Source organism: Acidimicrobiia bacterium (assembly GCA_040902765.1).
Taxonomy (GTDB): domain Bacteria; phylum Actinomycetota; class Acidimicrobiia; order Spongiisociales; family UBA11373; genus DATKBG01.
This window is the reverse complement of record JBBDWO010000034.1, coordinates 1-11,423: the sequence shown is the minus strand read 5'-3', so window position 1 is coordinate 11,423 and position 11,423 is coordinate 1. Positions and strand designations below refer to the sequence as shown.

Sequence of the window (11,423 nt, the reverse complement as noted above, 5' to 3'; positions counted from 1 at the left end):
CCTCCCCCTCCGTCATCGGCCTTCGGCCGCTGCCACCTCCCCCGTCGGGGGAGGAAAGTCAGAACAGGCCAGCCCCTATCCGCGCGCGCACCAAGTACCAAGGTTGACTGTGATTGCCGCTAACCCGCGAGCGCCCGGTAGCGTTCCGATCCCGACCCCGAGGTATCCCCGCTCATGACCGGCGGCATCATCGTTCTCGTCGCCTTCGTGGCCATGATCATGATCCACGAGGCGGGTCACTTCGTCGCGGCGAAGGCCTTCAAGATGAAGGCGACCGAGTTCTTCTTCGGGTTCGGACCGAAGCTCTGGTCCACCCAGCGGGGCGAGACCGAGTACGGCATCAAGGCGATTCCGCTGGGGGGCTATGTCCGGATCATCGGCATGAACCCGTACGAGGAGGTGGACCCGGGCGACCTGGGCCGCACCTACCGCGAGAAGCCTTTCTGGCAGAAATCGATCGTGGTCCTCGCCGGGGTGGGCAGCCACTTCGTGGTGGCCTTCCTGCTGTTCTTCACCGTGGCGTCGATCATCGGGACCCCGGTGGCGACCACGACGGTGGAGGCGGTCCAGGAACGGCTTGAATCCGGTGAGCTCACGCCGGCGGCCGTCGTCGGCCTCCTCCCCGGCGACGAGGTCGTTTCCTTCGATGGCGATCGCGTCGAGTCGTGGGGAGGGCTGGTCACCGTGATCGGGCGGCGCCCCGGGTCCACGGTCGAGCTGGGGATCATCCGTGATGGCAGTCCGCTCGTCCTCACCGTGACCCTGGCCGCCGTCGGCGAAGGTGACGACCGGCGCGGTTTCCTCGGCGTGCAGCCCCAACGGTTCACCCACCGGGAGGGCCCGATCTCGGGGATGGGCGACGCCGTGTCGGCGATCGGTGAGGCCTCCGTGCTGTCGGTTCAGGGCTTGTGGCAAGTGATCGCCGGGTTCGGGGACCTCCTTGGGGCAGTGTTCTCAGGGGATCCCGACGAGATCGACGGTGTCATCGATCATCGGCCTGCCAGTCCCCTCGGACTCATCCGGATCGGCGCCGAGACCTCCGGTTTCGGTCTCGGGTTCACTCTTCAGCTGGTCGCTTTGGTCAACGTGTTCGTGGGGGTGTTCAATGTGATTCCGATGTACCCGTTGGATGGCGGTCACTTCTCCGTGGCGTTGTACGAGAAGGTGCGCGGGCGGCCCGCCGATGTCCGCAAGCTGATGCCGGTCGCTGCCGTCGTCGTCGCCTTCCTGGTCCTGCTCGGGCTGGTCGCGTTGTACCTGGACATCGCCAGTCCGCTGCGCCTCTCATGATCGAGCGTCGCCAGACTCGCGGCCTGATGGTCGGCGGGGTGGCCGTCGGTGGCGGCGCCCCGGTGACGGTCCAGTCGATGACGACGACCAAGACCGCCGACGTCGACGGCACGCTCGCCCAGGTGTATGCGTTGCGCGGCGCCGGGGCCGACATCGTGCGGATCACCTGCAACGATGCCGACGCCGCCGGGGCACTGGCCGAGATCGTGCCGCGATCGCCGGTGCCGATCATCGCCGACATCCACTACCAGTACCGCCTGGCCCTGGCGGCCCTCGAGGCCGGTGTCCAAGGACTGCGGCTCAATCCCGGGAACATCCGCAAGCCCGATCAGATCAAGGCGGTCGCCGAAGCGGCGCGCGACCGGGGCATCCCGATCCGGGTGGGGGTCAACGCCGGGTCGCTGGACAAGGACCTGCTGGCCAAGCACGGCGGGCCGGTGCCCGAGGCGCTGGTCGAATCCGCCCTCCACGAGATCCGCCTCCTCGAGGAGGTCGACTTCACCGCCATCAAGATCTCGGTGAAGCACAGTCATGTGCCGTCGATGGTCGAGTCCTATCGCCTGCTCGCCGACCGCACCGACTACCCGCTCCACCTCGGGGTTACCGAGGCCGGCCCACCCCCCGCGGGCCTGATGAAATCGGTCGCCGGCATTGCCACGCTGCTGCTGGAGGGCATCGGCGACACCATCCGTTTCTCACTCACCGCCGATCCGGTGGAAGAGGCCGAGGCCGGCCGCAAGCTGCTCGAGCAATTGGGTCTGCGAGAGCGGATCGGGCTCGACCTCATCGCCTGTCCTTCATGCGGCCGAGCGGAAGTCGATGTGATCGCCGTCGCCAAGGAGGCGCAGCGGGTGCTGGAGGCCGAGAAGCTCCCCATCCAGGTGGCGGTCATGGGATGCGTGGTCAACGGCCCGGGCGAGGCCCGCGAAGCCGACATCGGCATCGCTGCCGGCAAGGGTCGGGGTCATCTGTTCATCAAGGGCCAGGTGGTCCGCGTCGTCCCCGAAGCCGAGATGGTGTCGGCCCTGCTCGACGAGGCCCGCAAGCTCGCCGCCGAAGGCATCGAAGCGCGTCTCGCCGCCGCCGACGGCGTCGCCGAAGAACTGGCCCGCGAGACCGCCGCCGAACTGCTCGCCGCCCAGGGCGACGTCAACCAGGTCGAGGCGCGCCGCGCCCGCGTCGCCGAAGTGGCAGCGGGGGAGTAGGCGGTTTTCGCCGGTCAGCGTGCAGCAGGCAGCATGCAGCGCGCCAGTGGGCGGCCGGGGGTCCGACCGCCGACTGGTTGGCCATGACTCTCGCGTGACGCTGGTCAGGCGCAGCGCTCTACGGTGTGTCCATATGTCGACAACTCCGCCTGAACTCGGTTGACGATCTCGAGGCTGGTGCCGTCCTCGGCTCGGCCCACGCGGTGGGCCGGTGTCAGGGTTCGTCGTTCATGTTCACCACCACCCTGATCACCGGGTGCGGCTCTGATTGTCCTTCCTGACGGAGAAGCTGCCCAGCGATCGCTTCGCCGAGGGCGATGCGATCTGTCTCTTCGTGCACGAGGAGCCGAATCGATGCTCCTACCTCCGCGATCGCACCCTGGATGCTTGCCTCGTCGTCCCCGAAAGTCGCTGCGCGGAGTTCAAGCCACTCAGCGACCGCTTCGTCCCTCGTCACGATCGCGACGTCCTCAACTTCCGGAAACAGCGAGAGCATCGCCCCGAGCGCTTCGGCATCCTCGGCACTCAGTCCCGGTGTCAGCTCGACGATGATGTGAGCCTCGTCGAGTCCGAACGGAGAGACCGAGCGTTGGACATCGGGGAAGCTCGACTCCGACTCGCCCCCTACCGGAGGGCTCTCCGGCGGGGTGCTGGCCATGCCCAGCCACAGTGGCAGGGCGATGAGCGCACCGATGCCCGCTGCTGCCCCTACCCACCCGGCAGCTCGGCGCAACCCACCCCGCGGATGCGGCAGGTGGCGGGCAGGGATGTGTGCTGCGGCATGCCGGAGGTCGTCACCGGCTTCGTGCAGGCGGTCGTCGAGCGTGATCATCATGCCTCCTCGGGGTCGATCGATGGAATTCGCCGGGCGAGGGTCTGCCGCGCTCGACGCAGGTGGGTGTTGACGGACTCCTTGGAGATGCCGAGGACGTCGGCGATCTCCGGCATTGACAGGTCCTCCACATAGGTGAGGGCGACGACCTGGATCTGACGGCGGGGGAGGCGTCGCACCTCGGACCACAGCCACTCGGTCTCGGGGTGCACCTCGGGGAAGGCCACCGTGTGTCGCTCGCCGCGGAGTCGAACGAGTGTCTTCACCTCGGACGCCCGCCTCCGATACGCCGACACGGCACGGTTGGTGACGATGCGTTGCACCCATGCAGTCGGGTTGTCGAGACCGCGGATACGGTCCCAGTCGCGGTAGGTCGCTTCCAGGGCGTCGTGGGCGAGATCCTCGGCGCCGAGCCGGCTGCCGGAGACGGCGTAGGCCAGAGCGATTAGACGGGAGCGGTTTCGCCGGTAGAACGCATCGAAGCCGTCGTCGCCGATCAGTTCCATGTGCTCGCGTTCGTCTTTGGTCGCCGTCACACTGAGTCCTCGCTCCAGGTCCCCCAAAGTGTGACAAGAACGTGGCGGCAGGCGTGCGGCCGTCGCATGCTCCGAGTTTCGAACTGGTCCCCTGACCTACCGTTGACCGGTGTCACCATTCCGCAATCGGTTCCGTACCGCAGCGACCGTGATCACAGCGGCGGCGGTGCCGGCGATCAGTCCTGGCAGGTACGACGGGTTATCCGTGTAGCGAGCCCCCAAGAAGCTGCGGCACCACACTTCGCCGGTTCCCATCACGTCGCGGCTTACACACCAGATCGGACTCACCAGCACGAAGGCGACCCAGAAGGCGACCAGGCCAGCCATTATCGGCAGGCGGATCGATCGACGATGTCGCACCCGATACAGGGCCAGGTGCGCCACGCCCATGGAGATAAGTGGATAGCCTATGCTGAACAGGCTGATGACCCCAAAGGCGATCAGCCCCACTCCGACGGCCACATACCCGGCGCTGCCATGATCTGCACGCACCCCGCCAGCATATGCCCGCTCGGGCGTAGCTGTTCGCTCGGGTGGCCATTGGGGGCTCGCCAGTTCCTGCGTACGATGGACGAGCAAGGTCTCGAGCTGGAGAGCCGCAATGACTGACCACCACATCAACGTCTGGCACAGCGCCGAGGACGGCGGATACATCGCTGAGATTCCCGACCTGCCAGGCTGCTCGGCTTTCGGAGCGACCCCCGAAGAGGCCGTCGCCGAGGTCGTCGTGGCCAAGCAAGTGTGGGTCGAGTCCGCCCGGTCCAGCGGCCTGCCCGTGCCTCCTCCTCGGTATACGCCAACACCAGCGGGATAGCCAGCCTCCCGCTCCACACTGCACGCTGCAGCTGGATTGGCCATGTGACTGAGACTGAGCGCACTCAGCCTTCGCCTTTGGCGATGAGGTAGCCCTCAGCCCGCTCTCCCAGTTCGTAGCGACTCACGAGCGACTTGAACCGATCGCCGTGGTCGGCGACCTCCAGGTGCGCCAACTCGTGGACCAGGACCCAGTCGAGCACCCACCCGGGCACGCCCGCGAGCCGACTCGAAATACGAATGGTCCCGGCTTGTGGTGAGCACGAACCCCACCGCCGGTTCTGCCGCTGGGACCATTCGATACTGGTCGGGGTAGGCAGCCCGTACTTTTTCGCGACCTCGCGGGCGCGCTGCTCCAGGTCGACGGTTTGGGAATCGAGTTTGCGGGTCACCTTCTGGACCAGTTCGGCAACGACGGTGGCTTCTTCGTCGGTGGAGAGGTGGGCGGGAATGAGGACCCGTACCCGTCCGCCTGTCACATAGGCCTGGGAGGTCCGCGTGCGCTTCTTGCTGCGGATCACATCGACGGGCAGGTCAGTCATGCCGGGATCGTACGGGATGCGTACGACACATCAGCGCTCCGTCTGGAGCCTGGCGCCTGGCGCCTGGTTACCCTCACCACCCACATGCGGTGGTCCCAGGCATTCATCCCCACATTGCGCGACGACCCGGCCGACGCCGAGGCGGCGAGCCACCGGCTGCTGGTGCGCGGCGGGTTCATCCGTCGGCTGATGAGTGGCTCCTGGTCGCTGCTCCCGCTCGGTTTCCGGGTGGCGCAGAAGGTGGAGCAGATCATCCGCGAGGAGATGAACGCCATCGGCGGCCAGGAGATGCTCCTCCCCGTCGTGCACCCGGCTGAAGTGTGGAAGCAGTCCGGCCGCTGGGACGACGTCGAGGGCATCCTCGTCAAGATGAAGGACCGCCGCGGCGCCGACATGCTTCTCGCCTGGACCCACGAGGAGATCTTCACCCAGATCGCCACCGAGCTGTCCTCGTACCGCCAGCTGCCCCAGCTGTGGTACCACCTGCAGACCAAGTTCCGTGACGAGCCGCGGCCCAAGGGCGGCCTGCTGCGGGTCCGCGAGTTCACCATGAAGGACTCGTACTCGTTCGACATCGACCCGGCCGGCCTCGACGTCCAGTTCGAGGCGCATCGCAGTGCCTACGAGCGCATCTTCGAGCGTTTCGGGGTCGACGCGGTCCCGGTGCATGCGTCGTCCGGTGCCATGGGCGGCAAGGAGTCGGTGGAGTTCATGGTGGCCTCCCCGGCCGGTGAGGACGACGTCGCCACCTGCGCCGCCTGCGGGTACGCCGCCAACACCGAGAAGGCCACCTCGCGTCTCGAGCCGATCACGGACGAGCCCTGGGTCGGGCCGCCGGAGGTGTTCGACACGCCGGGGATCCGCACCATCGCCGCGCTGGCCGAGTTCGCGGACTTCGCCGCCCCGGAGCGTCAGATCAAGTCCCTGGTCTACATGGTCGGTGGCGAGCCAACGCTGTTGTTGTTGCGCGGCGATCACGAGCTGATGGAGCAAAAGGTCGTCGACGGCCTCGAGGCCCCGGAGGTGCGGCCCGCGCACGAGGAGGAGATCGTCGACCTGATGGGCGCCCACGCCGGCAGCCTCGGAGCGGTGGGGCTCACCGGAGTGAGCATCATCGCCGACCCGGCCCTCGAGGGTCGGGTCAACATGACGACCGGGGCCAACCAGGATGACAAGCATCTGCGTGGGGTCGCCGTATCGCGCGACATCGCGGTGGATCATTGGCTCGACATGCGAACCGTGGTCGAGGGCGATCGGTGCCCGGACTGCGGCGAGCCGCTCACGGTGCGGCGGTCCATCGAGGTCGGCCACATCTTCAAGTTGGGGACGAAATTCTCGGACGCCCTGTCGGCCACCGTCCTCGACGAGGTTGGTGACGAACGCGAGCTGTGGATGGGCTCCTACGGCATCGGCGTGGGCCGCAATGTCGCCGCCATCGTGGAGGCGCATCACGACGACAAAGGCATCGTCTGGCCCGTCTCGGTGGCTCCGTTTGAGGTTGTGATCACCGTGGTGAGCATCACCGACGAAGCCACCGTGGAGGCGGCGACCCGGATCTACGACCAACTGCGAGCCGCCGGCATCGAGGTGCTGCTCGACGATCGCGATGAACGGGCGGGGGTCAAGTTCGCCGACGCCGAGATCATCGGCATCCCCTACCGAATCACCGTGGGGCCCAGGGGCCTCGCCGACGGAAACGTCGAGGTGGTCCGCCGCCAAGACGCCACCACCGAATCGGTGCCCGTGACCGACGCGGTCGGGATACTGGTGGCGAAAGTCGAATCCGAGCGCCGATAACCCTCAGATCCCCAAGGGCGCAAAAGCGAATTGCGAATAGCGAATTGCGAATCGCAGTGTCGGTGCAGCCAGATGGCTGCACCGACACCCCTGATATACTTCCCCCGCAATCGAATTGGACGCTTGAAGTGGGCGCCCGCCCACTTCTTTTTATGAGGGACCAGGAATGATGGATACCGCAGACCGGCTCTGGGAGACCCTGGACCGGTACGTCACCGCGGAGGGAGTAGAACTCGACGATGTCGAGGTGCTCGGTAGTGGCGCGGGCAAGGTGGTGCGGGTGACCGTGGATGCCGAGGAGGGCATCGACGTCGAGCGCATCGCCGAGGTGTCCCGTGGCCTCTCACGCCTTCTCGAGGAGTCGGCGTCCGTCGCCGGCACCTACACGCTCGAGGTGTCGTCTCCCGGTTTGGAGCGTTCGCTGCGCAAGCCCCAGCATTTCCAGAAGTCGATCGGCCGCGAGGTCACCATCAGGACGTCGGACCCGGTAGCGGATGCGACGAGCCACAGCGGGACGCTCACCGCCGCCGACGACGCCGCAGCGACAGTGCAGGTCGACGGCGCCGAGCGAGCCATCCCCTACGCCGCCATCAGCAAGGCGCGGACCGTCTTCGTCGTGGAGAGGGCACCGAAGCCCGGAAAGAAGAGTGCCCGATGAACGACTCATTCATGGAAGAGCTCGATCATCTGGAACGCGAGAAGGGCGTTCCCAAGGAGACGATCCTCGAGGCTCTGGCCAACGCGCTCGTCTCGGCTTACAAGCGCAGTCCCGGTGCCGCCGAGGAAGCCCGGGTCACCATCGACCAGGACACGGGCGAGATCACCGTGTACGGCCAGGAACTCGACGAGGACGGCAACGTCACCCGTGAGTGGCCGGACACTCCCAGCGACTTCGGTCGCATCGGCGCGCAGACGGCCAAACAGGTCATCCTCCAGCGGCTGCGCGAGGCGAAGCGGGCCCAGGTGCTCGAGGTCTACGAAGGCCGGGAGGGCTCCCTGGTCACCGGTATCGTCCAGCAGTCGGACCACCGCACCGTCCTGCTCGACCTCGGCAACGCCGAGGCGGTCATGCCCGCCGGCGAGCGCATCCCCTACGAGCGACTCGACCGCGGCGCCCGGGTGAAGGCATTGATCATCGAGGTCCGTGAGGAGGCGAAGGGCTCGCCGATCGTCGTGAGCCGGTCGTCCCCCGACTTCATCCGCCGCCTGTTCGAGCTCGAGGTCCCGGAACTGGCCGAGGGAACGATCGAGATCAAGGCGATCGCCCGCGAGGCCGGTCACCGGACCAAGATCGCCGTCGCCTCCAACGACCAGAACGTCGACCCGGTCGGTGCCTGTGTCGGGAGCCGCGGCTCGCGGGTCCGTCAGGTAGTCAACGAGCTGCGCGGCGAGAAGGTCGACATCGTCGAGTGGCGTGAAGACCCGAAGCAGTTCATCGCCGAGGCGCTCAGCCCGGCCCGGGTCCGCCAGGTGATCCTCGAGGAGGACGACGAGGGCAACCCTATTGCCCGGGTGATCGTCCCCGACTTCCAGCTGTCGCTGGCCATCGGCAAGGAGGGCCAGAACGCCCGCCTCGCCGCCAAGCTGAGCGGTTACAAGGTCGACATCAAGTCGGAGACCGAGCACGCCGGCGGGACCCTGGAAGACAGCGCGGGATCTGGTGAGGCAACGGCCACGGCAGCGACGGAGGTACCGGAGGGCGGCGATGCCGCACCGGTGGCCGAGGCCGAAGCGCCGGCCGAGGAAGCGCCGGCCGCCGACGCGGCCGCGCCCGAGGCAGAAGACGAAGCCGAGGAAGACCCTGATACCGAGGAGTCTGCTCCCGAGGCTGGCGAAGAGGCCGAGGCGCCGGTCGAGTCCGAGGAGATCGCGACGCCCGAGGAGTTGGCTATCGAGGACGTGGCAGCCGACGAGTCCGCGCCCGGCGACCCCGTCGACGATGAGGAGCCCGCCCCGGGGTCGTGACCCGGCGCGTGGCACAATGAACGCCGTACGAGTCCGAGGAGATTGATGCGCGTCTACGAGCTGGCCCGGGATCTGGGCCTCGAATCCAAGGATGTGCTCGAACGCGCCATCGAACTCGGCATCGAGGTCAAAACCGCTTCATCCGGTCTCGGCGACGACGCCGAGGCGCTCGTCCGCCTGTCCTACGAGGAGGAGGCCGCCCCCGCCGCTGCTGAGGCAACGCCGGCGGCAGACGCACCGGAAGGCGACGGTGACGCGGCCGAGGACGGAGGCGACGAGGTCGACGAGGATGAGGACGAGGCCGAAGACGACGACGAGGAGCTGGCCGAGGCCGAGGCGGCGGCGCCGAAGGGTCCCGCAAAGGCCGGTAAGCGCCGAGGTCGCCCCCAATACCCCGAAGGTCCCGCACCGCGTCGCGCCGTCACCGTCACCGAGGGCATCACGGTCGCCGAGTTCGCCGAACTGACCCGTCGCCCGGTCGGCATCGTCGTCCGCGAGTTGGTCACTCGGGGACAGATGGCCGGTGCCACCCAGCCGATTCCGGTCGGCCTGATCACCGCCGTCGGCGACGCCCTGGGCTACGACGTCACCGTCGAGAAAGCGGCTCTTGTGCCGGTCGAGAAGGCACGGTCGCTCGTCCGTCCCAAGCGGGTCCACGACGAGGAAGAGTCGCAGCTCCGGCCACGCCCCCCGGTGGTCACCGTGATGGGGCACGTCGACCACGGAAAGACCCAGCTGCTCGACTCGATCCGCAAGGCCAACGTCATGGCTGGCGAAGCCGGAGGCATCACCCAGCACATCGGTGCCTATCAGGCGACCGTCGGGGACCGCAAGATCACCTTCATCGACACACCCGGCCACGAGGCATTCACCACCCTGCGGGCACGCGGCGCCGAGGTCACCGACATCGTGGTGCTGGTCGTCGCCGCCGACGATGGCGTCATGCCGCAGACGGCCGAGGCGATCAGCCACGCCAAGGCCGCCGGGGTGCCGATCGTCGTGGCCATCAACAAGATGGATCTCGAGACCGCCGACCCCCACACCGTGCGGGCCCAGCTCACCGAGCACGGCATCGTCGTGGAGCAGTTGGGTGGCGAGGTGGTTAGTGCCGAGGTCTCCGCCCTCACCGGTGACGGCATCGATCAACTCCTCGAGTACCTCGACCTCATCGCTGAACTCGAGGAGTTTTCCGCCGATCCGACCGCTCCGGCGTCGGGCACGGTCATCGAGGGGCAATTGGAGACCGGCCGTGGCCCGGTCGGCACGGTCATCGTCCAGCGAGGCACGCTGCGGCGTGGTGACGCCCTGGTGGCCGGACCGGTGTCGGGTCGGGTGCGCGCCATGTTCGACGAGAACGGCAACCAGGTGGAGGAGGCTCCGCCGAGCACGCCTGTGCTCATCATGGGCTGGGACGAGGTCCCCAACGCCGGCGATTACTTTGAGGCGATGGACGACGACAAGGCGGCCCGGGCCAAGGCATCCTATCGGGTCACCGAGCTGCGCGACACGGACCTGGCCATGCCCACCGCGGCAGAGCGCCTCACCCAACTGCTCGAGGGCCTGCGCACTGCCGACGACGCCAACCTCCCGATCATCATCAAGGCAGATGCCTACGGATCCCTCGAGGCGATCACCGAGGGCGTGTCCAAAATCACCCGCGAGGGCGGTCGGGTGACGATCGTCCACACCGCGGTGGGCGGCATCACAGAGAACGACGTCCTGCTCGCCGACACCACCGACGCCCTGGTGCTCGGCTTCACAGTCCGCCCCGACACCAAGGCCCGCAAGGCCGCCGAAGCCGCCGGTGTCGAGGTCCGCACCTATCGGATCATCTACGAGCTGCTCGACGACATCGAGGCGATCCTCGTCGGTCGCCTGGCGCCGGACGAAGTGGAACGGGTGCTCGGCACGGCCGAAGTCCGCGCCACCTTCCGGGCACCGCGCTTCGGCACCATCGCCGGCTGCTACGTCACCGAAGGTGAGATCCCCCGCGGAGCGCGGGTGCGCCTGGTGCGCGACGGCGTGGTGGTCCACGAAGGCACCATCGGATCGTTGCGCCGATTCAAGGACGACGTGCGCTCGGTGGCCCAGGGCTTCGAGTGCGGCATCGGCCTCGACAACTTCCGCGACATCAAAGACGGCGACATCATCGAAGCCTTCGAAGTGCGCGAGGTGGCGAGAACCTAGGTCCAGTTGCCGGTTGCCGGTTGCCCGTCGCCCCTCTTTCAGACTCTCTCCCCCCGAAGGGGGGAGTACCGCCGAAGGCGGGGAGGGGGGAGCCCAAACCCTACGCAGGCCTCGCGACGCGTCAGCCCTCCCCCTCCGTCATCGGCCTTCGGCCGCTGCTCTCCTCCCCCTGCTGGACTCTCAGACTCTCTCCCCCCGGAGGGGGGAGTACCTGGCGGCGGAGCCGCCAGGGGAGGGGGGAGGGCAAGCACTAGGT

The 11,423-nt window shown here is 67.5% G+C and carries 11 protein-coding genes; 7 read left to right on the top strand and 4 right to left on the bottom strand.

Annotation, left to right across the window (positions count from 1 at the left end; all coding sequences use genetic code 11):
- The first annotated feature begins 174 nt into the window (after positions 1-174).
- Together WEA29_10040 and ispG are read left to right on the top strand one after the other, a co-directional pair.
- Positions 175-1,290 (top strand): site-2 protease family protein, encoded by a 1,116-nt coding sequence (locus WEA29_10040; GenBank protein MEX2324095.1) that lies wholly within the window; start codon positions 175-177, stop codon positions 1,288-1,290.
- Positions 1,287-2,495, top strand: coding sequence for a flavodoxin-dependent (E)-4-hydroxy-3-methylbut-2-enyl-diphosphate synthase (gene ispG, locus WEA29_10035; protein MEX2324094.1), 1,209 nt, complete (start codon positions 1,287-1,289; stop codon positions 2,493-2,495). Before WEA29_10040 ends, ispG begins: the two co-directional genes overlap by 4 nt.
- A gap of 214 nt (positions 2,496-2,709) precedes the next feature.
- Here ispG and WEA29_10030 read toward each other — a convergent pair whose 3' ends face one another.
- The 3 genes from WEA29_10030 to WEA29_10020 all read right to left on the bottom strand — a co-directional run bounded on the left by WEA29_10030 (position 2,710) and on the right by WEA29_10020 (position 4,355).
- Complete coding sequence (locus tag WEA29_10030) at positions 2,710-3,330, bottom strand: hypothetical protein (GenBank protein ID MEX2324093.1); 621 nt, start codon at positions 3,328-3,330, stop codon at positions 2,710-2,712.
- Positions 3,327-3,863 (bottom strand): sigma-70 family RNA polymerase sigma factor, encoded by a 537-nt coding sequence (locus WEA29_10025; GenBank protein ID MEX2324092.1) that lies wholly within the window; start codon positions 3,861-3,863, stop codon positions 3,327-3,329. Before WEA29_10025 ends, WEA29_10030 begins: the two co-directional genes overlap by 4 nt.
- A gap of 96 nt (positions 3,864-3,959) precedes the next feature.
- Positions 3,960-4,355, bottom strand: a complete 396-nt coding sequence (locus WEA29_10020) for a hypothetical protein (GenBank protein MEX2324091.1) — start codon at positions 4,353-4,355, stop codon at positions 3,960-3,962.
- 109 nt (positions 4,356-4,464) lie between these two features.
- On the opposite strand from WEA29_10020, the gene WEA29_10015 reads away from it, so the two are divergent.
- Positions 4,465-4,677: a type II toxin-antitoxin system HicB family antitoxin gene (locus tag WEA29_10015; protein MEX2324090.1), complete on the top strand. Its 213-nt coding sequence runs from the start codon at positions 4,465-4,467 to the stop codon at positions 4,675-4,677.
- A gap of 64 nt (positions 4,678-4,741) precedes the next feature.
- Here WEA29_10015 and WEA29_10010 read toward each other — a convergent pair whose 3' ends face one another.
- A complete protein-coding gene (locus WEA29_10010) occupies positions 4,742-5,218 on the bottom strand; it encodes a M48 family metallopeptidase (GenBank protein ID MEX2324089.1) in 477 nt (158 codons plus the stop codon).
- An 84-nt stretch (positions 5,219-5,302) separates the two neighbouring features.
- On the opposite strand from WEA29_10010, the gene WEA29_10005 reads away from it, so the two are divergent.
- From WEA29_10005 to infB, 4 genes are all read left to right on the top strand, one after another.
- Positions 5,303-7,015 carry a proline--tRNA ligase gene (locus WEA29_10005; GenBank protein MEX2324088.1) on the top strand — a complete coding sequence of 571 codons (1,713 nt, stop codon included), beginning with the start codon at positions 5,303-5,305 and terminating at the stop codon, positions 7,013-7,015.
- 169 nt (positions 7,016-7,184) lie between these two features.
- A complete protein-coding gene (gene rimP, locus WEA29_10000; protein ID MEX2324087.1) occupies positions 7,185-7,673 on the top strand; it encodes a ribosome maturation factor RimP in 489 nt (162 codons plus the stop codon).
- A complete protein-coding gene (nusA, locus tag WEA29_09995; GenBank protein ID MEX2324086.1) occupies positions 7,670-8,980 on the top strand; it encodes a transcription termination factor NusA in 1,311 nt (436 codons plus the stop codon). The genes rimP and nusA overlap by 4 nt, the downstream gene beginning before the upstream one ends.
- A gap of 45 nt (positions 8,981-9,025) precedes the next feature.
- Complete coding sequence (infB, locus tag WEA29_09990; protein MEX2324085.1) at positions 9,026-11,167, top strand: translation initiation factor IF-2; 2,142 nt, start codon at positions 9,026-9,028, stop codon at positions 11,165-11,167.
- Positions 11,168-11,423: the final 256 nt, after the last annotated feature.